Origin of the sequence: Bradyrhizobium sp. YR681 (genome assembly GCF_000282615.1) — a bacterium.
GTDB lineage: Bacteria > Pseudomonadota > Alphaproteobacteria > Rhizobiales > Xanthobacteraceae > Bradyrhizobium.
In genome coordinates this window covers 1-22,088 of sequence record NZ_AKIY01000188.1, presented here as the reverse complement: position 1 = coordinate 22,088, position 22,088 = coordinate 1, and the positions used below count along the sequence as shown (strand labels likewise).

The 22,088-nt window shown below is 63.3% G+C and carries 19 protein-coding genes and 1 pseudogene; 8 read left to right on the top strand and 12 right to left on the bottom strand.

Annotation, left to right across the window (positions count from 1 at the left end; all coding sequences use genetic code 11):
- Positions 1–53: 53 nt before the first annotated feature.
- From PMI42_RS15470 to PMI42_RS40470, 4 genes and pseudogenes are all read right to left on the bottom strand, one after another.
- On the bottom strand, positions 54–530 hold the full coding sequence (locus tag PMI42_RS15470) for a hypothetical protein (protein WP_008135673.1): 477 nt from the start codon (positions 528–530) through the stop codon (positions 54–56).
- 10 nt (positions 531–540) lie between these two features.
- The gene (locus PMI42_RS15465) at positions 541–1,041 is read right to left on the bottom strand and encodes a hypothetical protein (protein ID WP_008135672.1); all 501 of its coding nucleotides are present in this window, start codon (positions 1,039–1,041) and stop codon (positions 541–543) included.
- Positions 1,038–1,391: pseudogene (locus PMI42_RS40705) on the bottom strand (DUF6636 domain-containing protein); the annotation flags it as partial. The gene PMI42_RS15465 and the pseudogene PMI42_RS40705, both read right to left, overlap by 4 nt.
- A gap of 27 nt (positions 1,392–1,418) precedes the next feature.
- Positions 1,419–1,580 carry a hypothetical protein gene (locus PMI42_RS40470; protein ID WP_008135670.1) on the bottom strand — a complete coding sequence of 54 codons (162 nt, stop codon included), beginning with the start codon at positions 1,578–1,580 and terminating at the stop codon, positions 1,419–1,421.
- A 167-nt stretch (positions 1,581–1,747) separates the two neighbouring features.
- On the opposite strand from PMI42_RS40470, the gene PMI42_RS15460 reads away from it, so the two are divergent.
- Entirely contained in the window at positions 1,748–2,377 is a 630-nt protein-coding gene (locus PMI42_RS15460) for a glutathione S-transferase family protein (protein ID WP_035965795.1), read from the top strand.
- A 250-nt stretch (positions 2,378–2,627) separates the two neighbouring features.
- Here the strand turns inward: PMI42_RS15460 and PMI42_RS15455 are convergent, their stop codons facing one another.
- From PMI42_RS15455 to metF, 5 genes are all read right to left on the bottom strand, one after another.
- Positions 2,628–3,635, bottom strand: a complete 1,008-nt coding sequence (locus tag PMI42_RS15455; RefSeq protein WP_085969590.1) for a DUF3592 domain-containing protein — start codon at positions 3,633–3,635, stop codon at positions 2,628–2,630.
- Between the two features lie 211 nt (positions 3,636–3,846).
- On the bottom strand, positions 3,847–4,614 hold the full coding sequence (locus PMI42_RS15450) for a hypothetical protein (protein WP_240535246.1): 768 nt from the start codon (positions 4,612–4,614) through the stop codon (positions 3,847–3,849).
- On the bottom strand, positions 4,596–4,727 hold the full coding sequence (locus tag PMI42_RS40655; RefSeq protein ID WP_008135663.1) for a hypothetical protein: 132 nt from the start codon (positions 4,725–4,727) through the stop codon (positions 4,596–4,598). Before PMI42_RS40655 ends, PMI42_RS15450 begins: the two co-directional genes overlap by 19 nt.
- Positions 4,728–5,154: 427 nt before the next feature.
- On the bottom strand, positions 5,155–9,003 hold the full coding sequence (metH, locus tag PMI42_RS15445; RefSeq protein WP_008135662.1) for a methionine synthase: 3,849 nt from the start codon (positions 9,001–9,003) through the stop codon (positions 5,155–5,157).
- Positions 9,004–9,009: 6 nt separating this feature from the next.
- The gene (metF, locus tag PMI42_RS15440) at positions 9,010–9,930 is read right to left on the bottom strand and encodes a methylenetetrahydrofolate reductase [NAD(P)H] (protein ID WP_008135659.1); all 921 of its coding nucleotides are present in this window, start codon (positions 9,928–9,930) and stop codon (positions 9,010–9,012) included.
- A gap of 387 nt (positions 9,931–10,317) precedes the next feature.
- Between metF and PMI42_RS15435 the strand changes: the two genes are divergently transcribed.
- Entirely contained in the window at positions 10,318–11,331 is a 1,014-nt protein-coding gene (locus PMI42_RS15435) for an LLM class flavin-dependent oxidoreductase (protein ID WP_008135657.1), read from the top strand.
- 134 nt (positions 11,332–11,465) lie between these two features.
- Here PMI42_RS15435 and PMI42_RS15430 read toward each other — a convergent pair whose 3' ends face one another.
- Positions 11,466–12,326, bottom strand: coding sequence for a prephenate dehydratase (locus PMI42_RS15430; RefSeq protein ID WP_008135656.1), 861 nt, complete (start codon positions 12,324–12,326; stop codon positions 11,466–11,468).
- A gap of 21 nt (positions 12,327–12,347) precedes the next feature.
- Positions 12,348–13,088 carry a 3-deoxy-manno-octulosonate cytidylyltransferase gene (locus tag PMI42_RS15425; RefSeq protein ID WP_008135654.1) on the bottom strand — a complete coding sequence of 247 codons (741 nt, stop codon included), beginning with the start codon at positions 13,086–13,088 and terminating at the stop codon, positions 12,348–12,350.
- Between the two features lie 249 nt (positions 13,089–13,337).
- Between PMI42_RS15425 and PMI42_RS15420 the strand changes: the two genes are divergently transcribed.
- From PMI42_RS15420 to PMI42_RS15395, 6 genes are all read left to right on the top strand, one after another.
- Positions 13,338–13,892 carry a c-type cytochrome gene (locus PMI42_RS15420; protein WP_008135651.1) on the top strand — a complete coding sequence of 185 codons (555 nt, stop codon included), beginning with the start codon at positions 13,338–13,340 and terminating at the stop codon, positions 13,890–13,892.
- 214 nt (positions 13,893–14,106) lie between these two features.
- Positions 14,107–15,999 carry an extracellular solute-binding protein gene (locus PMI42_RS15415; protein WP_008135649.1) on the top strand — a complete coding sequence of 631 codons (1,893 nt, stop codon included), beginning with the start codon at positions 14,107–14,109 and terminating at the stop codon, positions 15,997–15,999.
- A gap of 14 nt (positions 16,000–16,013) precedes the next feature.
- Entirely contained in the window at positions 16,014–17,888 is a 1,875-nt protein-coding gene (locus PMI42_RS15410) for an extracellular solute-binding protein (RefSeq protein WP_008135647.1), read from the top strand.
- 2 nt (positions 17,889–17,890) lie between these two features.
- Positions 17,891–19,000 carry a microcin C ABC transporter permease YejB gene (locus tag PMI42_RS15405; RefSeq protein WP_008135645.1) on the top strand — a complete coding sequence of 370 codons (1,110 nt, stop codon included), beginning with the start codon at positions 17,891–17,893 and terminating at the stop codon, positions 18,998–19,000.
- Positions 19,000–20,178: an ABC transporter permease gene (locus PMI42_RS15400; RefSeq protein WP_008135643.1), complete on the top strand. Its 1,179-nt coding sequence runs from the start codon at positions 19,000–19,002 to the stop codon at positions 20,176–20,178. The genes PMI42_RS15405 and PMI42_RS15400 overlap by 1 nt, the downstream gene beginning before the upstream one ends.
- Positions 20,179–20,185: 7 nt before the next feature.
- The gene (locus tag PMI42_RS15395) at positions 20,186–21,823 is read left to right on the top strand and encodes an ABC transporter ATP-binding protein (RefSeq protein WP_008135641.1); all 1,638 of its coding nucleotides are present in this window, start codon (positions 20,186–20,188) and stop codon (positions 21,821–21,823) included.
- A gap of 5 nt (positions 21,824–21,828) precedes the next feature.
- On the opposite strand, the gene PMI42_RS15390 is transcribed toward PMI42_RS15395, so the two are convergent.
- The coding region (locus PMI42_RS15390) for an NlpC/P60 family protein (protein WP_008135638.1) at positions 21,829–22,088 on the bottom strand (260 nt) is incomplete at its 5' end.

Sequence of the window (22,088 nt, the reverse complement as noted above, 5' to 3'; positions counted from 1 at the left end):
CTGTGGTATCCTTGTTGGTTATTGGGCGGGCTGAACAGGCAGTGCCGTTTCTATCAGTCGTCCAGTTGGTCAAGAAATTCTGCCGATACGTAATCCTTTACGTCGATACCCAATTGGTCCGTCAGGAATCGTCGTATGAAGCGCATAGCTTTATCTATGTGGAATGCTGCGTCGTCCGCCGTCGGGTTCGCGTACTTGTGCTGAATGCTGTTTCTTTCTTCGTGCAATAGCTCAAGATCTGCGCGTTCGGGAATCACCACGTTCAATCCCGCCAAGATCTCATACGCTCCCCAAATAGTGATAGTCTCCTTGGGATTCCGGTAGATAGACTTGCCGGCCGCTCGCACGCACTCCTTCAGAATTAACTCGATGGCCTGATCGACGTGGAGCAAGGCAAACTTCATGTCGGTGGATGTGTCGCTTCTAAAAAAATGCCAAAGGCCGTGGTTCAGCACTTCGAACGCAGACCTTAGTAGCGGCGATAACTTTTGGGCCGCCTTGGTCTCCTTCGGCTTTTTTGCGGTCGCCATATGCGCCTCGCTATGAAGCGCTTTCTGAAATCTTCGATTCTATAAAGGTTTCACCCGATCTAGTTAGTGTGTACCTCTTTCTACCTTTCTCGCCCTTAGTCTTCGAGAGCATCATGTACCCTCGTCTTATGTTCTGAATTATCATTTGGCTCGTGTTCGAGCTCTCGATCTTCGCTTCGTAGTAACAGTTGTTAATATCCGCAGGAGTGAATTCGGTAGTATCAGCTTGGCGCTCTAAGTAATAGCCGAACGCGAGAGTTATATCGGTGTGCCTCTTGAGCCTAAGCTGCTGGACAAACTCCCGAATCGAGATCGACTTAGCTTTCGCGACAACGGCCGGGCTGACCTTCTTTCCGCGATTCCGGGCGGAGCCCAATGCTTCGACCGCTGCCGCCGGGTTTTCGTTCGGGTGGAAGCGCTCGAGCATTTTAAGGACGAAGGCTCTGTCTCCCTCGACTTCAAATTCTTCGCCTTCGCGTGAAATGCGGACTCGATAGCCCTTTGTCGTCATCGCACTTGATCTCCCGCTACGGTTGCAGGAAAGTGCCTGATGGAAGGCGCAAAGAGTAGCTTGCGGTGATCCTTTTTGGTAGTTCTCCACCTGTTTCGTGCTGATTTAGATGAGCGTTTGACCGAAAACACCTCCTGCTTCGCCCTTGCCAGCGAAAACCCTCGCTGCATCGCATTGAAGCACGTCAGCCCGGTCTGCTCCGACCGGCAGGTGAATCCCGCGCGCTGCCAGACCTCGCCATAGGCCAGCACCGGCAATGACGGACCCATCACCGTGTCGCCGGCGCAGATGCGCCCCGCAGCTCCCTTTGCGCTCATCTCGAAGGCGTGGCCCCAGTCGAGTTCGCAATCGGCGGGCCGGCGCGGGCGCGTCCATGTTCATGAGGTCGCAACGGAGATGCCCTGGCTATTGTCGGTGTAGAACTGGCAGGCGATGTTGTTCGACGGCGTCTGGAAGCCGGTCGGGCGGTCCTGCGCGTGAGCGAGATGCGCTGCTGCGAGCAGAGAAAGCCCAAGCGTGACCGGTGCGACTCGTTGCATCTTCTTGCTCCGTGCCCAGCTCTGTCATGCCCGGACTTGATCCGGGCATCCATCTCTACCTAAAAATGCGCCCGTAATGAAGAATGGAGGGCCGGGCCTACGCCGCGCCGAAGGGGCTTTGGCCCCGCAGGCGGGGCAAGCCCGGCCATGACGAGCGAGCAAAAACCATGTTCCTGATCGGCCAATACGACTCTCCCTTCGTCCGCCGCGTCGCGATTGCGCTGCGGCTTTACGGGCTCGCCTTCGAGCACAGGCCGTGGTCGACCTTCGGCGACGCCGACAGGATCGCGCCATACAATCCGCTGCGCCGCGTGCCGACGCTGGTGCTCGACGACGGCGAGGCGCTGATCGAGAGCACGATCATCCTGGATTATCTCGATGAGCTCGTCGGGCCCGAGAAGGCGATGCTGCCGCGCAGCGGCGCCGATCGGCGGAAGCATTTGCGCATCTGCGCGTTCGCGTCCGGTCTTGGCGACAAGACCGTGAGCCTGCTCTATGAGCGCGTGCTGCGAAAGGAGCAGCTAACGCTATGGGTCGAGCGTTGCCAGGCGCAGATCGGCGACGTGCTGAAGGTGCTCGAAGCCGAGCGCGCCAGGGTGGCGACGCCGTATTGGCTGGGCGACCGCATCGGCCACGCTGACATCGCGGTGGCCTGCGTCGTCCGCTTTACCCGCGAGGCGCATCCGCAATTGTTCGACACGGTGCGCTATCCGGCGCTCAGCGCCCATGCCGAGCGCTGCGAGGCGCTGGCACCGTTCCGGGAGATCGTGCAGCCGCTGGCGCCGCCAAAGGGGTGAGCCTTTTTCAACTCTCCCCGCAGGCGGCAGGGCAATCGCATATAGTATGCACGATGCGACAGCATCGGCAGTGGGCTCCCTCTCCCGCTTGCGGGGGAGGGCTGGGGTGGGGGTGTCTCCGCGTCGGGATTGTCGAGAATTGCGGAGGGTGTCCCTGTGTGGTGAGAGCCCTCACCCGCCGCGCTCTGCGAGCGCGTCGGCCTCTCCCGCAAGCGGGAGAGGCGGAGCAAGCCCGCGGGGAGAGGCGCCGCTATGCGAACCCGATCTTGATCAGGATCGTCAGGAACAGGCCTCCGACGACCGCGCAGACGGCGGCGGCGATCAGCGGTCCCAGCGCGCCTTCCCGGCTCGCAGGCTCCAGCACGGCTTGTCCCGGCTGGTTCGGGTTGTAATAAACCCTGACGTTCTGCCCGGGGCGATATTTCGCCGCTTCCTTTTCGGCAACATCGCGCAGCCCGGAGATCATGGTGCCGCCCCAGTTGATTTCGGTGCCGGTGAAGTCGCGCTTGTCGACCTTGTAGGCGTAGCGGAGATCGACCTGATAGCGGTGCACAAGCTTCGACGTCGTCGGCCTGTTGTCGTGTTCGGTCTTCTCCTCGATGATCTCCTCGATCACGTCGCAGCGGGTGACCTTGCCGGTCGTGGTCGGCCAGCGCAGGCTGGCGCTCGCCAGCCGGCGCGTCCGGACATATTCGGCGACGCAGAACACGCCGCCCACGAGCACGATGATCGGCAGCGCGAAGGCGAACAGCGGAACGCCGTTGTCGGCGTACAGCACGTGACCGGCAAGCGAATGCGCGGTCAGGGTGGCGGCGATGACGCCGAACACGATCGTGAACGCCACGAGCGCCGCGACGTTCTGTGCCGCGGCGGGCTCCAGCAGCGCCTCGGCCGGTTGCTTCGGATCGACATGGATTTCGACATGGGCGCCGACCGGATATCGCCCCGTCAGTTTTGCGGCCAGCACCCTCGTCGTGATGGCGGGGCCGCCGACGAAGATCTTGTCGCTTTCCAGCTCCTGGCCGCCGGCCCGATAGCGATAGCGGATGATGGGCCTGGCGTCATTCTGGTCGTCCGAGGCATGTGCGGCCGGCTGGTCGACCCTGGAGACCGTGATGATGCCCTCGACCTTGTCCCAGCTCCGCGCGGCCCGCATCCGGCCCCACATGCGGACCAGGTTGAACAGCATCAATCCCGACAGCAGCACCGCGATGCCGGCGGCAATCTGCGTCCACATCAATTGTTGGGCGTCCAGCATCCGATTCCCCTGCGCTTCGGCGGCGATCGCCATTGGTCGCAGCGAACGCGCTTTGCGTTCACGGCACTGTCGCCGTTTCAGGACATCGTGCAGCCGCCGGCGCCGCCGAAGGGGGAGCGGTGACGTCGTAGCCCGGATGAGCGAAGCGATATCCGGGGCAGCTGTTCCCGCATGTCGCTTCGCTCATGGGGGGTACAACAGTGCCTCGATCCTATTTCCGCGTACAGGGCTTGATCTCGCCCGTCGCGGTCTTCAGGACGATCGGATTTGGCGACAATCTGATGCCGAAGAACAATTGTGAGCCGGACACCTTGTCGTCCGACCCCTGGTGTGCGTCCAGCTCGAGCTTCGCAGCGATCTCGGATGTCAGCTTCGCCTTCTCCTCCATCGAGATCTCGTCGCGGTATTTGATCTCGTAGACGACATCGGCTTCCAGAACCGACCGCGTCTGGCACACGACGCCGCCGTTCGAAATGTTCTGGGTGACCGCGTCCTCGCATTCGGCCTTGAGCAACGCGTTCCGGGTCGAGATCAGCGACTCGTCGGAAATCAGCAGGATGTTGGCGTTCTCGAGCTTGAGGTGGATGGAGTCGACCTGCTGCATCCCGGCGACGGCCGACAGCTTGTCCCTGACCTGCGCGGAGACGTCGAGCTTCTTCTCGAGCGACTGCTTCAGGTCGCGGTCCACGGTCGGCGATTTCTGGATCTTGCCGGTCAGGATCGCGGGATCGACGTCGCAGGTCGGGTGCAGTTCAAGCCGGCCGTTGCTTAAGTATTCGATCGTGTTGATGGTGCCGGGACCTCCGAACGTGCTGGGCGGGACCACCTCGAAATAACCTGTTTCGGTGAGGATGGCCGTGATCGTCTGCTTCTTGCGCGGGAACCCGACCCAGGCGGCAATCATCACGAGGCCGATCGCAACGAACACGCCAGTGCCGAGCCAAAGCCATTTGCGGCTGGCTACTTGCCTGGGCAGCACAACTGATTTCGCTCGCCGCATGGCACGTAGCCTTTCGGACAGTCCGCGGCGGCAATCGTGGGCAGCACGACGAGAACGATTGCGGCGACGAACAGTGCAATGAACTGCTTCATATGTTCGATCCCGAGCAAACCGTCGGTTTGAAGGTAGTAGACCGAGAGAGTAGCGAACGAAGGTTGAGCGGACAAGTGATCGCGTTCACAAGCGGCGAGTTCCCGCGAACGAAGTTACGTCCGGGCTTGAAGATGTAAATTGGAGCGTCGTGGCGTCGCCGCTTGCTCCGTCATTGCGAGCGCAGCGAAGCAATCCAGACTGTCGCCGTGGAAAGATTCTGGATTGCTTCGCTGCGCTCGCAATGACGAGATTGGGGCGCTCGCATCCGCCGGAGTACCAAACCGGCGCAGTGAGCGATGATGCAACAATACAGGTGGTTTGCCCGACGGCGCAAGTCTTTTTCGGCAAGACCGAAATTGCTTAAGCCTTTCAACCCCATCTCTACTGTGCATGGGGTTGTTTTCTTATTTTTGTCTGGAGGCGGGTCTATCCCGCCCCCGCGCGCTTCTTCTGCCAGACCAGATGCACCGCGCAGGTGCAGCCCGGCGGATGCGAGGCGAGATCCTTCGAGGTCTCGTCGTTCGCCGGTGTCGCCGCAAAGGCCCTGTCGATCTGTTGCGACGGGATGTAGTTCAGCACCGGCGCGAGCCAGCGCTCGGTCTCGGCCACACTCATGCCCTTGCGCGCGGCATAGTCCTCGACCTGGTCGCGCTCGATCTTGCCGACGCCGAAATAATAGCTCTCGGGGTTGGCGAAATAGAGCCCCGACACTGAGGAGCCCGGCCACATCGCAAAGCTCTCGGTCAGCTTCACGCCGGCGGTCGCTTCCGCATCGAGCAGCTCGAACAGCGTCGCCTTCTCGGTGTGGTCGGGCTGCGCGGGATAGCCGGGCGCGGGGCGGATGCCCTGGTACTTCTCCAGGATCAGATCGTCGGGGGAGAGCGTCTCGTCCGGCGCATAGGCCCAGAACTCGCGGCGAACGCGGGCATGCATGCGCTCGGCGAAGGCTTCGGCGAGGCGGTCGGCCAGCGCCTTGCACAGGATCGAGGAATAGTCGTCGTTGGCCATCTTGAAGCGGTCGGCGATCACGTCCTCGCCGATGCCGGCGGTGACGACGAAGCCGCCGACATAATCCGGCACGCCAGCGGGTGCGACGAAGTCGGCGAGCGCGGCGTTGAAGCGGCCCTCGCGCTTCTCGAGCTGCTGGCGCAGCGTGTGCAGTGTCGCGATTGGCTTGGTCCGGCTTTCGTCGGCATAGAGCACGATGTCGTCGCCTTGCGCGTTGGCCGGCCAGAAGCCGACGGTGGCGCGTGCCCGGAACCACTTCTCCTTGACGATCAGGTCGAGCATCTTGCGCGCATCGTCATAAAGCGAGCGCGCGACCTCGCCGACCTTGGCATCGTCGAGGATGGCGGGGAAGCGTCCCGCAAGCTCCCAGGTCTGGAAGAACGGCGTCCAGTCGATATAGGGCACGAGTTCGGCGAGGTCGTATTCGTCGAAGCTGCGGGTGCCGAGGAAGGTCGGCTTCACCGGCTTGTTCTTGGCAAAGTCGACCGGCACGCGGTTGGCGCGGGCGACATCCAGCTTGAGCCGCTTCTTGTCGGCCTGCGCGCGCAGATGCGCGTCCGAGATTTTTGCGTATTCGGCGCGCACTTCGGCGGCATACGCCTCGCGCTTCTCGGGGCTCAGCAGCGACGACGCGACGCCGACGGCGCGGCTGGCGTCGTTGACATGCACGACGGGACCGGCCCGATAGCTCGGGTCGATCTTCACGGCCGTATGCACGCGGCTCGTGGTGGCGCCGCCGATCAGCAGCGGCAGCTTGAGGCCTTCGCGCTGCAACTCGCCGGCGAAAAACGCCATCTCGTCGAGCGAAGGCGTGATCAGGCCTGATAGCCCGACGATGTCGGCCTTCTCCGCCTTCACGGTCTCGACGATCTTGGCGGCCGGCACCATCACGCCGAGGTCGATGACCTCGAAATTGTTGCACTGGAGCACGATGCCGACGATGTTCTTGCCGATGTCGTGGACGTCGCCCTTCACGGTCGCGAGCACGATCTTGCCGGCGGAGGAGGAGCCCTCGGTGCCGATGCCGTTGGCGAGGTTGCGCGCCTTCTCTTCCTCCATGAACGGCATCAGCCAGGCCACCGCCTGCTTCATCACGCGCGCCGATTTCACCACCTGCGGCAGGAACATCTTGCCGTCGCCGAAGAGGTCGCCGACCACGTTCATGCCGGCCATCAGCGGCCCCTCGATCACGTCGAGCGGGCGCTTCGATTCCTTGCGGGCCTCTTCGGTGTCCACTTCGATGAACTCGGTGATCCCGTGCACCAGCGAATGCGACAGCCGCTTGGCCACCGGCCATTCGCGCCAGGCGAGGTCGGCTTCCTTGGTCTGGGTCTTGTTGCCGCGGAATTTTTCGGCGAGCGCCAGCAGGCGCTCGGAGGCGCCGGGATCGCGGTTCAGCACCACGTCCTCGCACACCTGGCGCAGCTCGGCATCGATGTCGTCATAGACGATCATCTGCCCGGCATTGACGATGCCCATGTCCATGCCGGCCTTGATGGCGTGATACAGGAACACCGAGTGCATGGCCTCGCGCACCGGCTCGTTGCCGCGGAACGAGAACGATAAATTGGAGACGCCGCCCGAGATATGCGCGCCGGGCAGGTTCTTGCGGATCCAGCGCGTCGCCTCGATGAAGTCGACGCCGTAATTGTTGTGCTCCTCGATGCCGGTCGCGATCGCGAAGATGTTCGGATCGAAGATGATGTCCTCTGGCGGGAAGCCGACGCGGTCCACCAGGATGTCGTAGGCGCGCTTGCAGATTTCGGTCTTGCGCGCGAACGTATCGGCCTGGCCGACTTCGTCGAACGCCATCACCACCACGGCCGCACCATGGCGCCGGGCGATGTTGGCCTCGTGGATGAACTTCTCCTCGCCTTCCTTCATCGAGATCGAATTGACGACCGGCTTGCCCTGCACGCATTTCAGGCCGGCCTCGATCACCGAGAATTTCGAGGAGTCCACCATCACGGGGACGCGGGCGATGTCGGGCTCGGCGGCGACGAGGTTGAGGAAGGTCACCATCGCGGCTTCGGAGTCGAGCAGGCCCTCATCCATGTTGACGTCGATGATCTGCGCGCCGTTCTCGACCTGGTCGCGCGCGACCTGCAGCGCGGCCGTATAGTCGCCGTTGGTGATCAGCTTGCGGAAGCGGGCGGAGCCCGTGACGTTGGTGCGCTCGCCGACATTCACGAACGGGATCGCGTCGGTCAGGATGAACGGCTCTAGGCCGGAGAGCCGCAGGCGCGGTTCGATCTCGGGCACGATACGCGGCGTGTGCGGTGCGACGGCCGCGGCAATCGCCGCGATGTGCTCCGGCGTGGTGCCGCAACAGCCGCCGACGATGTTGACGAGGCCATCGCGGGCGAACTCGCCGACCAGGCGCGCCATGTACTCGGGCGTCTCGTCATACTGGCCGAACTCGTTGGGCAGACCGGCATTCGGATAGGCACACACCAGCGTGTCAGCCACACGGCCGATATCGGCGATATGCGCGCGCAAATCTTCGGCGCCGAGCGCGCAGTTGAAGCCGATGGTGACGGGCTTGGCGTGCCGCACCGAATTCCAGAACGCCTCCGGCATCTGGCCCGAGAGCAGGCGGCCGGATTTATCGGTGATGGTGCCCGACACCATCACGGGCACGTCGATGCCGCGTTGCTCCGCGATCTCCGCGATGGCGTAGAGCGCCGCCTTGGCATTCAGCGTATCGAAGATGGTCTCGACCAGCAGCAGGTCGACGCCGCCGTCGAGCATGCCGTTGATCTGCTCGCCATAGGATTTGCGCAAATCGTCGAACGTGACGGCGCGGTAGCCGGGATTGGACACGTCGGGGGAGATCGAGGCGGTGCGGTTGGTCGGGCCGATGGCACCGGCGACGAAGCGCGGCTTGCCGTCCTCGGCCTCGACGCGTCGTGCGGCGTTGCCGGCGAGGCGGGCGCCTTCGCGCGCCATTTCGTAGACGATGTCGGTGAGGTCGTAATCGGCCTGCGCGATCGAGGTGGTCGAGAACGTGTTGGTCGCGACGATGTCGGCGCCGGCGCGCAAATAGGCGGCGTGGATGTCCTCGATCGCCTGCGGCTGGGTCAGGATCAACAGATCGTTGTTGCCGCGCAGGTCGCGATGGAAATCCCTGAAGCGCTCGCCGCGGAAGGCGGCTTCGTCGAACTGGAGGTTCTGGATCATCGTGCCCATGGCGCCGTCGAGCACGAGGATACGCTCGCGTGCGGCATTGAGCAGGGCAGTTCGCTTGGGAGAAGTGGGTACGGTCATTTTCTTTTACGCCGCCTTCTGCACGCTCTTGGCGCGGATGCCGAGCAAATGGCTGATCGCGAACACGAGATCGGCGCGGTTCATGGTGTAAAAATGGAATGTGTCGACGCCGCGCTTGGCGAGTTTCTGCACCTGGCCGGCGGCAACGGTGGCAGCCACCAGCTTGCGCGTCTCGGCGTCGTTATCGAGGCCCTCGAACTTCTCGGCGAGCCAGTCCGGCACGGATGTACCGGTGCGCGTGACGAAGGCTCTCGCCTGCTTGAAATTGTGCATCGGCATGATGCCCGGCACGATCGGGATGTTGATGCCGCGCGCACGGACGCGGTCGAGGTAGCGGAAGTAGAGGTCGTTATCGAAGAACACCTGGGTGATCGCGCGCGCCGCACCCGCGTCGACCTTGGCCTGGAGCGTGTCGATATCGGCATCGAAGTCGCGCGCCTCCGGATGCTTCTCGGGGTAAGCCGAGACCGAGACCTCGATATCGCCGTGCCGCTTCTTGATCCCCGCGACGAGGTCGGCAGAGCTCTGGTAACCGTCGGGATGGCTGGAATAGGGCGTCCCGATGCCGCCGACGGGATCGCCTCGCAAGGCCACGATGTGGCGGACGCCGACCTCGTGATAGCGGTCGACGATCTCGTCGATCTCGCCGCGCGAAGCACCGACGCAGGTCAGATGCGCGGCCGGCAGCAACGCGGTTTCCTTCAGGATGCGCGAGATGGTCGAATGGGTCCGCTCGCGGGTCGAGCCGCCGGCGCCATAGGTCACCGAGACGAATTTCGGGTCGAGCGGGGCCAGCCGGTTGATGGTCTCCCAGAGATTGCGCTCCATATCTTCCGTCTTGGGCGGAAAGAATTCGAAGGATATCGCAGGTCGCTTCAGGTGCCCGTCTTGCCCGTCGGCTTGGGCAGGAATCGTCGGATCAGTCATGGCACCACTCACTCCAGGATTTTGGCGGCCGGCGGTCAGGTCTATATTGGGAGAGGCTAAGATAGGGCAAAGACGGGTTTCTCGACAGCCCATCGATGATGGGAAGTGGCCCACTTTTATCGAGTATATTCGAATTATGGCGCGATACTGACTGCAGGTGGGATATCCATCAATCCAATAATAATACATTATATCAATAGTATGATAGGAAACGAGTGGAGGACGAAGGCGATTTTGATGTGTGGGCAGAAGGAATGTGATGTTGCCGGGTCAGTGTCTGGCCCATCATTCTGGATCGGCTTGCCCCCGGTGATCGCGGCCCGCACACGCCAGACCTGCGCTGTCGGCCCATTGCCGCCGCGCCAGCCTCCACTAGTTTAGCTCGCGATGATCCCGCTTTCAGTCCTCGACCTCTCCGTCGTCACCACAGGCACGAAGCCCGCCGCGGCGCTGCGCAACAGCATCGATCTGGCGCGCCATGTCGACGGGCTCGGCTATGTCCGCTACTGGCTCGCCGAGCACCACAACCTTGCCTCGGTCGCGAGCCCGGCGCCCGACGTGATGATCGGGCAGATCGCGGCGGTGACGAAACACATCCGCGTCGGCTCCGGCGGCGTGATGCTGCCCAACCACGCCCCGCTGGTCGTGGCTGAACGCTTCAAGATGCTGGAGGCGCTGTTTCCCGGCCGCATTGATCTCGGCCTCGGCCGCGCGCCCGGCACCGACGGCGCCACCGCTTACGCGCTGCGCAGCCGGCTCGACCGCCGCGAAGGCGACGATTTTCTCGAGCGGCTTCACGAACTGATCCTGTGGCAGACCCGCGAATTTCCATCTGGGCACCCCTACAACAACGTCGTCGCGATGCCCGACGACACGCCGCTGCCGCCGATCTGGCTGCTCGGCTCCAGCGACTATTCCTCGGAGCTCGCCGCGCAAGTGGGCATGGGCTTCGCCTTCGCCCATCATTTTGCGTCCCATGACGCGATCGATGCGATGGTGCATTACCGTAACCGCTTCCAGCCCTCGGCCTGGAGCGCGAGCCCGCGCGCGATCCTCGCAGTCGCCGCTATCGCTGCCGACACCGATGAAGAGGCCGAAAGGCTCGCGAGTTCTTTCGACCTCAACCGCCTGCGCCGCGACCGCGGCCAGTATCTGCCGCTGCCGAGTGTCGAGGAAGCGCTGTCCTATCCCTATACGGACTCCGAGCGTACCTCGATTATCCGCAACCGCTCGCGCCTGTTCGTCGGCAATCCGGCGACGGTGCAGAAAAAACTTCAGCCGCTGATCGATGCGAGCAAGCCGGACGAACTGATGGTGATTACCGCGGTCTATGACCACGATGCGCGGAAAAAGTCGTATTCGCTGCTGGCGGATGCGTTCGGGCTTAAGGTAGCCGCGTAAAAGTTCTCGTGCCCCGGACGCAGTGCAGCGCGTAGCGGTGCACTGCTGAGCCGGGGCCCATCTATCCACGAGCAGAACTGGGTGCCGGCTCTGCGCAGCAGCGTTGCACGCTGCAGCGCGTCCGGAACACGAGATCAATCCTGCTGCGTCTCGCTGAACGTCGCCCGGAACGGGTGGCCCGGATACACGCCGACGATGCGGAATTCGCGCGAGAAGAATTTCAGCTCCTCGATCGCGAACGCCAGGCCCTTGTCGTCAGGATGGCCGTCGACGTCGGCATAGAACTGCGTGGCGAAGAAATTGCCGTCGACCATGTAGCTCTCGAGCTTGGTCATGTTGACGCCGTTGGTGGCAAAGCCGCCGAGCGCCTTGTAGAGCGCGGCCGGCAAATTGCGTACCCGGAATACAAAAGTCGTGACCAGCGGGCCCGAGCCTTGCGCCGCCCATTTCGGCTCGCGCGCCAGCACCACGAAGCGGGTCGTGTTGTGGGCTTCGTCCTCGATATCCTCGGCGAGGATGTCGAGCCCGTAGATCTTTGCGGCGAGGCGCGAGGCGATCGCGGCAACGGTCTTGTCGTTGCGCTCGGAGATGTCGCGTGCGCTGCCGGCGGTGTCGGCGTGCACGATCGGCTTGATGCCGAGCTTGCGGATGATGCGCCGGCACTGGCCGAGTGCATGCACATGGCTCTCGACGCTCTTGATGTCTTCGATCCTGGTCCCCTTCACCGCCATCAGCTGATGGCGCACAGGGAGAAACCATTCGCCGATGATGAAGAGGCCGGAGGCCGGCAGCAGATGATGGATGTCGGCGACGCGGCCCGCGACCGAATTCTCGATCGGGATCATGCCGAGATCGGCCTCGCCCGACGAGATCGCCGACAGCGCGTCCTCGAAAGTGGCGCAGGGCATCGGCTCGGCGTCGGGATAGGCCTCGACGATGGCGATGTGGGAATTGGCTCCGGGTTCGCCCTGGAATGCGATCTTCATCTTGCTCATGACGGGCCTTGTAACAGCGGCTCAGGATTTGGAAAGGATGCTGCGGGCGGTTTCGAGATCGGGCGGCGTGTCGACGCCGCGGGGCACGCTGTCGACGATCATGATGTCGATGCGCATGCCGGCCTCAACGGCCCGCAGTTGCTCCAGACTCTCCTGGCGTTCCAGGGGCGAGGGCGGCAGGGACACGAACCGCTCCAGCGCAGCGCGGCGATAGGCGTAGACGCCGATATGGTGGTAGCGCGGTCCGTTGCCATGAGGTGCGGTGGCGCGGGTGAAATAGAGCGCGCGCAGCCGTCTGGGGCCGATATGGGTGCCGACGGCCTTCACGACGCTGGGAGCAAGGTCCTCCTCCTCGGTGTGGATCTGCGAGGCCAGCGTCACGATGTCGACGGCGGGATCGGTGAAGGGGGGAAGCACCTCGCGGAGGCTCTCGGGCGCAATCGTCGGGAAATCGCCCTGGAGATTGACCACGATCTCGGCCTTGCCGTCGGGATCGAGCTTCTGCATGGCCTCGTGGATGCGGTCGGAGCCCGAGGGGTGGTCGGCGCGGGTCATCACGGCCTCCCCGCCATGGGCGGTCACGACGGACGCGATCTCGTCCGTGTCGGTTGCAACCGCAACCCGGCCGATGCCGGCGGCCTCGGCGCGGCGCAGCACATGCACGATCATCGGAAGGCCCGCGATGTCGGCGAGCGGCTTGCCGGGCAGACGGGTGGCGGCCATGCGGGCCGGGATCAGCACCAGGATGCGGGGATCGGTCATTGGGTCAGGGATCTTGGGTTCAAGGGCTTGGGGGCAGGGGCCTGGAAACGGGCGTTTTCCGCGCCGAGAAATGGGGTGGGGACGGGTTCGAAGCCGGGTCGCTTATACGGGTTGCCAGACCCCGGGCAAACCGATATCTCAATGGCAAAACTCGGGGAAACAACAAGGAACGCTTTGATTCTCCCGAGGCTCGTCCTGGCGGCCGCCCGGCCGCTATTTTCCTTACTGCGGTGTGGGGCCTGGCCGGAAATGGACTCGTTTGAACTCAATAAAATTCTCGGGGCCGTGCTCGGCACCTGTCTCATCCTGCTGGTGACGAGCTTCACCGCGAGTGCGCTGTTCTCGCCGAAGCCATTGGAAAAGCCCGGCTTCGAGATCGCCGTGAAGGAAGATGCCGGCCACGGCAAGGAAGCTGGCGCTGCCGCTGCGCCCTCCGAGCCGATCGAAAAGCTGCTCCAGACTGCCTCGGTTGAGAAGGGCGCGGCTGCCGCCAAGAAGTGCGGCGCCTGCCATACCTTCGAGAAGAACGGCCCGAATCGTGTCGGTCCGAACCTCTACGGCGTCGTCGGCGAGGCCAGGGGCGAGGGTCGCAACGGCTTCAATTTCTCGGCCGCCATGAAGGCCAAGGGCGGCACCTGGACCTTCGACGACCTCAACAAGTTCATTGCCAATCCGAAGGGCTTCGTCCCGGGCACCGCGATGGGCTTCGCCGGTATCCCGAAGGATTCCGAGCGGGCCGACGTCATTGCCTATCTGAATTCCCTGTCGGAGCATCCCCAGCCGCTGCCGACGGCATCGAAATAAGGCCTCGAAAACCTGTCTTTGAATATGCGGCCAGGCTGAAAAGCCTGGCCGTTTCCTTATCCGGGCCTCGCGGTGAATTTATCGAGGCGTTTGGCCGCATCCGGCAGGCCATCCGGCCTTCCAAGATGAGGAAAAAGCAACATATTCCGTCGAAACCTCGCCTATATTGGGAACTTAAAGGAGTAGCTTCCTCCTTCAAGACAGGACTATTGATTTGGCCATCACCCGACGCGATCTCCTGCTCACCGGCACTGCGGCCGCAGCGCTCCCGGCCCTCGGTTCCGTCGCGGGCGTTCCCGTCATCGGCGTGGCAGCCGCGCAATCTGACCAGCTGCCCTGGCGCCATGCCCTGTCGCTGTTCGGCGACATCAAATATCCCGCCGACTTCAAGCGCTTCGACTACGTCAATCCGGACGCGCCGAAGGGCGGCGTCGCCCGGCTGATCTCGATCGGCACATTCGACAATTTCAACCTCGCGGTCGCCGGCATCAAGGGCTCGCTCGCCCCCGCCGCGGCGATGGTCTACGAGCAGCTGATGACGCGCGCCCAGGACGAGGTCGCCACCGAATACGGCGAACTCGCCGAATCGGCCCAGCATCCGGATGATTTTTCCTGGGTGATCTATCGCCTCCGCAAGGAAGCGCGCTGGCACGACGGCAAGCCGGTGACGCCGGAGGACGTGATCTTCTCGCTGGAGACTCTGAAGAAGCAGTCGCCGATGTATGCGTCCTACTACCGTCACGTCGTCAAGGCCGAGAAGAGCGGTGAGCGCGACGTCAAGTTCACGTTCGATGCGCCCGGCAATCGCGAATTGCCGACCATCGTCGGCGAGCTCACGGTACTGCCGAAGCATTGGTGGGAAGGCACCGACGCCCAGGGCCGCAAGCGCGACGTCAGCGCGACCACGCTGGAGCCGCCGCTCGGCTCCGGTGCCTACAAGATCAAGGAATTCGTGGCCGGACGCTCGATCAAGCTCGAGCGCGTGAAGGACTATTGGGGCGCCAGCATCCCGAGCCAGATCGGCACCAACAATTTCGACGAGCTGCGCTTCGAATTCTTCCGCGACAACCTGGTCGCGCTGGAGGCGTTCAAGGCCGATCAGGCCGACTGGATCGCGGAAAACTCCGCCAAGCAATGGGCGACCGCCTACGACTTCCCGGCAGTGGCCGAGAAGCGCGTGATCAAGGAAGAGTTTCCGATCAACGATTCCGGCCGCATGCAGGCCTTCGTCTTCAACATCCGGCGCGATCAGTTCAAGGACGCCCGGCTTCGCCGCGCCTTCAACTGCGCCTTCGATTTCGAGGAGATGAACAAGCAGCTCTTCTACGGGCAGTACAAGCGCATCAACAGTTATTTCGAAGGGACCGATCTTGCATCCTCCGGCCTGCCGCAGGGCGAGGAATTGCAAATCCTGGAGACCGTGAAGGACAAGGTGCCTCCGGAGGTCTTCACCACGGCGTACCAGAATCCGGTCGGCGGCAATCCGGAAGCCGTGCGCGCCAATCTCCGCGAGGCGGCGAAGCTGCTGAAGGAGGCCGGCTTCGAGGTCAAGGACCACAAGCTGGTCGACAGCTCCGGCAAGCCGCTCACGGTCGAGATCCTGGTGCAGGATCCGTCGTCCGAGCGCATCGCGCTGTTCTACAAGCCGTCGCTGGAGCGCATCGGCGTCAGCACCTCGATCCGCGTCGTCGACGACGCGCAATACCAGAACCGGCTGCGCAGCTTCGACTTCGACATGATCATCGACCAGTGGGGCGAGTCGCTCTCGCCCGGCAACGAGCAGCGCGAGTTCTGGGGCTCGCAGGCCGCCGACATGCCGGGCGCGCGCAACACAATCGGCATCAAGAACCCCGCGGTCGACGCGCTGATCGAGCGGGTGATCTACGCCAAGAACCGCGGCGAGCTGGTCGCGGCCACGCGCGCGCTCGACCGCGTGCTGTTGTGGAATTTCTATCTCGTGCCGCAATTCACCTACGGCTTTGCGCGCTACGCCCGCTGGGACCGCTTTGGCCATGCCGAGCCGCTGCCGAAATACGGCCGGTCCGGCCTGCCGACATTGTGGTGGTACGACGCGGACAAGGCGGCGCGCATCGGAAAACGCTCTTGAGGAAGCAATTGCGCATGGCGCAGCTGTCACGCCGGCATGTGCTGGCCCTGGGGGCCGGCGGCGCGCTCAGCGCCGCCCTGCTGCGGCGCGCGACCGCGTCCGAGATGCCCGCCGAGGCGCACGGCATCTCGGCCTTCGGCGACCTCAAATATCCCGCCGACTTCCATCATTTCGACTATGTCAATCTGGATGCGCCGAAGGGCGGCACGTTCTCGCTCATTCCGTCGGTGCGCGCCTACAACCAGTCCTACCAGACCTTCAACTCCCTCAACGCCTTCATCATGAAAGGTGACGGCGCGCAAGGCATGGACATGACGTTCGCGCCGCTGATGGTGCGCGCCAATGACGAACCGGATGCGATGTACGGGCTTGCCGCCAAATCCGTTCAGATCTCGCCGGATAGACTGGTCTACCGCTTTACGATGCGGCCCGAGGCGAAATTCCATGACGGCACCAAGCTCACGGCCCACGACGCGGCGTTCTCGCTGACGTCGTTGAAGTCCAAGGGGCATCCTCTGATCATCGTCCAGATGCGCGACATGGTCAGCGCCGAGGCTCTCGACGACGCGACACTGGTCGTCACTTTCGCGCAAGGGCGGGCGCGCGACGTGCCGCTCTATGTCGCCGGCCTGCCGATCTTCTCGAAAACGTTCTATGCCTCTCGCGCCTTCGATGAAACGTCGCTCGATATCCCGCTCGGTTCCGGCCCGTACAAGGTCGGCAAGTTCGAGGTCAACCGCTATATCGAATATGAGCGCGTCAAGGATTGGTGGGCTGCCGACCTGCCGGTTTGCCGCGGCAGCTACAATTTCGACGTCGTCCGTTACGAGTTCTATCGGGATCGCGACGTCGCGTTCGAGGGGTTTACCGGCAAGAACTATCTCTATCGGGAGGAATTCACCTCGCGCATCTGGGCGACGCGCTACGACTTCCCCGCGGTGAAAGAAGGGCGCGTCAAGATGGAGGTCGTTCCGGACGACACGCCGTCGGGCGCGCAGGGCTGGTTCATCAATACGCGGTGCGACAAGTTCAAGGATCCGCGCGTGCGCGAGGCCTTGATCAACGCCTTCGATTTCGAATGGACCAACAAGACCATCATGTATGGCGCTTATGCGCGCACGGTGTCGCCGTTCCAGAACTCGGACCTCATGGCAGGCAATGGGCCTCCGTCGCCGGAGGAGCTGAAGCTGCTGGAGCCGTTCCGCGGCCAGGTTCCCGACGACGTCTTCGCCGTACCGTTTTCGCCTCCGACATCGGACGGCTCCGGGCAGGACCGCAACCTGTTGCGCAAGGCGCAGCAATTGTTGACCGAGGCCGGCGTGACCATCAAGGACGGCAAGCGAGTGCTGCCGAATGGCGACCTCTTCAGGATCGAGTTCCTGCTGGACGAGCCTTCGTTCCAGCCGCACCACGCGCCCTACATCAAGAACCTGGGCACGCTCGGCATCGAAGCGAGCGTACGTCTCGTCGACGCCGTGCAATACAAGGCACGTCAGGAAGATTTCGACTTTGACATGACGATTCAGCGGTTCAGCATGTCGGCGACGCCAGGCGATGCCATGCGCTCGTTCTTCTCCTCGCAAGTCGCGGCAACCAAGGGTTCGTACAATCTTGCGGGCGTCGCCAGCCCGGCGATCGACGCCATGATCGAGAAGATCATGGCGGCCGACAACCGCGAAGACCTGACCGTCGCCTGCCGCGCCTTCGATCGGCTGTTCCGCGCGGGTCGCTACTGGGTGCCGCAATGGTACAACAAGACGCACCGGCTGGCGTATTGGGACCAGTTCGCGCATCCGCAGAAGCTGCCGCGTTATGCCAACGGCGTCGGCGCGCCCGAAATCTGGTGGCATGACAGCGCCAAGGCGACCAAGCTCGAGCAGGCGAAATAATCATGAGCGCCTATATCGCCCGCCGCATCCTGCTGATGATCCCGACCTTGCTCGGGATACTCTTCGTCTCCTTCGTGGTCGTGCAGTTCGCGCCCGGCGGTCCGGTCGAGCGCGTCATCGCGCAGCTCTCCGGCGCCGACACCGGCGGCAGCTCGCGCATCTCGGGCGGCGGCGATTTTGCCCAGCGCGCGCCCGGCCAGCTGGGCGCCGGCGGCGATGCCATCAACTCGAAATATCGCGGCGCGCAGGGGCTCGATCCTGACTTCATCAAGAAGCTGGAAGTGCAGTTCGGCTTCGACAAGCCGGCGCCGGAGCGTTTTGCGCTGATGGTCTGGAATTTCGCCCGCTTCGACTTCGGCAAGAGCTATTTCCGCGACGTCAGCGTGCTCCAGCTGGTCAAGGAAAAGCTGCCGGTCTCGATCTCGCTCGGCATCTGGCTGACGCTCCTGACCTATCTGATCTCGATTCCGCTCGGCATCCGCAAGGCGGTCAAGGACGGATCGCGCCTGGACACCTGGACGTCGACCGTGCTCGTGCTCGGCTACGCCATACCCGGCTTCCTGTTCGCGATCCTCCTGATCATCCTGTTCGCCGGCGGCTCGTTCTTCAACTGGTTTCCGCTGCGCGGGCTGACGTCGGACGGCTGGTCGCAATTTCCATGGTACTGGAAGATCATCGATTACTTCTGGCATTTGACGTTGCCGCTGATCGCGATGGGGTTAGGGGCGTTCACCACCATGACGTTCCTGACCAAGAACTCGTTCCTGGACGAGATCCGCAAGCAATACGTGATGACCGCGCGCGCGAAGGGCTGCAGCGAAAACCGGGTGCTCTACGGTCACGTCTTCCGCAACGCGATGCTGATCGTCATCGCGGGCTTTCCCAGCACCTTCATTCACGCCTTCTTCTCGGGCTCGCTCTTGATCGAGACCATCTTCTCGCTGGATGGGCTGGGACTGCTCAGTTTCGAGAGCGTTCTCAACCGCGACTATCCCGTGGTGTTCGGCACGCTCTACATCTTTTCGCTCGTCGGCCTCGTGGTCAACCTGATCTCCGACCTGACCTATATGTGGATCGATCCGCGGATCGATTTCGAGGCGCGGGAGGTCTGATGACGCTGGCGGCCCCAACCCCGATCGAAACCACCGCAAAGTCGCCGCTCGGCGATGCCGTGCCGATCACGCGCAAGCCGTTCGTGCCGTCGCCGCTCAACAGGCGGCGCTGGCAGAACTTCAAGGCGAACCGGCGCGGCTACTGGTCGCTCTGGCTCTTCCTGGTCCTGTTCGTGCTGTCGCTGTTCGCCGAACTGATCGCCAACGACCGGCCGTTCCTGGTCAAGTTCGACGGTCATCTCTACTGGCCGGCCTTCGTCACCTATTCCGAGACGACTTTCGGCGGCGATTTCGAAACCGCAGCCGACTATCGCGATCCCTATTTGCAGAAGCTGATCAAGGACAAGGGCGGCAGCATCGTCTGGCCGCTGATCCGCTACTCCTACGACACCCATAACCTCGATCTGCCGACGCCGGCCCCGTCGCCGCCGACCTGGATGCTGACGGAAGCGCAATGCAAATCCGTCGTCGAGAAGAAGGGGCTGAAGAGCTGCCGCGATCTCGAATACAACTGGCTCGGCACCGACGATCAGGGCCGCGACGTGGTGGCGCGGATGATCTACGGTTTCCGCATCTCGGTGCTGTTCGGCCTCTGCCTGACCATCGTCTCCTCGCTCATCGGCATCGCAGCCGGCGCGGTGCAGGGCTATTTCGGCGGCTGGGTCGACCTGTTGTTCCAGCGCTTCATCGAGATATGGACGGCGATTCCAGCGCTCTATCTGCTCCTGATCCTCTCGTCGGTGCTGGTTCCCGGCTTCTTCGTGCTGCTCGGCATCCTGCTGCTGTTTTCCTGGGTGTCGCTGGTCGGACTCGTGCGCGCGGAGTTCCTGCGCGGACGCAATTTCGAGTACATCCAGGCGGCAAGGGCGCTGGGCGTGTCGAACGCCGTGATCATGTTCAAGCATTTGCTGCCGAATGCGATGGTCGCGACCATGACGTTCCTGCCGTTCATCGTTTCCTCGTCGGTGATGACGCTCACGGCCCTGGACTTCCTCGGCTTCGGGCTTCCACCCGGCTCGCCGTCGCTCGGCGAGCTGCTGTCGCAGGGCAAGTCCAACGTGCAGGCGCCTTGGCTCGGTTTCTCCGGCTTCTTCTCGGTCGCGATCATGCTGTCGCTGCTGATCTTCATCGGCGAAGCCGTGCGCGACGCCTTCGATCCGCGCAAGACGTTCAAGTGAGGGCGTGATGGACGCGATCAACCAGCCCCTGCTTGCCGTGCGCGATCTTTCGGTGGCTTTCCACCAGGGCGGTGCCACCACGCTCGCGGTCGACAAGGTGTCGTTCCAGATCAAGCGCGGCGAATGCGTGGCGCTGGTCGGCGAGTCCGGGTCCGGCAAGTCGGTCAGCGCGCTCTCGATCCTCAAGCTGCTGCCGTACCCTAACGCTTCGCATCCCTCGGGCAGCATCCGGTTCAAGGGGCAGGAGCTGATCGACCAGTCGGAGCAGCAGATGCGGGCGATTCGCGGCAGCGACATTTCCATCATCTTCCAGGAGCCGATGACCTCGCTCAATCCGCTGCACACGATCGAGGCGCAGATCGGCGAGATCATCCAGCTGCACAATCCGACCAGCAATGCCGAGGCCCGCAAGCGGACGCTGGAATTGTTGACCCAGGTCGGCATTCCCGAGCCCGAGACGCGGCTGAACAGCTATCCGCACCAGCTCTCCGGCGGCCAGCGCCAGCGCGTGATGATCGCGATGGCGCTCGCCAACGAGCCGGATCTGTTGATCGCGGACGAGCCGACCACGGCGCTCGACGTCACCGTGCAGGCGCAGATCCTGGCGCTGCTCGCCGAAATTCGTTCGCGGCTCGGCATGAGCCTGCTCTTCATCACCCACGATCTCGGCATCGTGCGCCGCATCGCCGACACCGTCTGTGTCATGAAGGGGGGCCTGATCGTCGAGCAGGGACCGGTCGAGCAGGTCTTCAAGTCGCCGAAGCATCCCTACACGCGCGATCTGCTCGCAGCGGAGCCGAAGCCCGATCCGGCGCCGCCGCAGCCTGATGCGCCGGTGGTGATGTCGGCGGATGATCTGAAGGTGTGGTTTCCGATCAAGCGTGGCCTGATGCGCAAGACGGTCGGACACATCAAGGCGGTCGACGGCGTCAGCATCGCCGTGCGCAAGGGCGAGACGCTGGGCGTCGTCGGCGAATCCGGCTCGGGCAAGACCACGCTGGGTCTGGCGCTGCTGCGGCTGATCTCCTCGAACGGGCGCATCGTATTCCTGGGCAAGGACATCCAGGGCCTGCGCTTCAAGGAGATGCGGCCGTTCCGACGCGACATGCAGATCGTGTTCCAGGATCCGTTCGGCTCGCTCAGCCCGCGCATGTCGGTTGCCGACATCATCGCCGAAGGCCTCACCGTGCATCAGCCAAAGCTGTCGCGCGAGGAGCGTGAGGTGCGCGTCGTCAAGGCGCTCGAGGACGTCGGGCTGAAGCCGGATACGCGTTACCGCTATCCGCACGAATTCTCCGGCGGCCAGCGTCAGCGCATCAGCATCGCGCGTGCGGTGGTGCTGGAGCCCGATTTCGTCGTGCTGGACGAGCCGACCAGCGCGCTCGACATGCTGATCCAGTCGCAAATGGTCGATCTGTTGCGCGAGCTTCAGCGCAGGCGGGAGCTCACCTACATGTTCATCTCGCACGATCTGCGCGTCGTCGCCTCGCTCGCCAGCCACCTCATCGTGATGCGTGGCGGCAAGGTCGTCGAGGAAGGTCAGGCCGCCGAACTGTTCAAGAATCCGAAGACCGACTACACGCGCGCGCTGTTCGCGGCTGCTTTCCGGCTGGAGACGGCAGGCAATGGGGCCGCGGCGACGTAGTCGCGCTACAGCCGCTTGATCGCGACGATGTCGCTGCCGGCCTGCCTGATCCGCGCGATCGCCGGCTCGATCGGCTCGATCGCCGTCGCCATATGGTGCGCGTTGGCGTGAACCATGGTGGCGCCGTCGCGCACGATCGCGACATGCCCTTTCCAGAAGATCAGGTCGCCGCGCTGCAGGCTGCTCTGCTCATGCGGCTCCAGTGCGCGGCCGAGGCCCGCCTGCTGCATGTCGCTGTCGCGCGGGCAGCCGGTGCCGGCGGCCG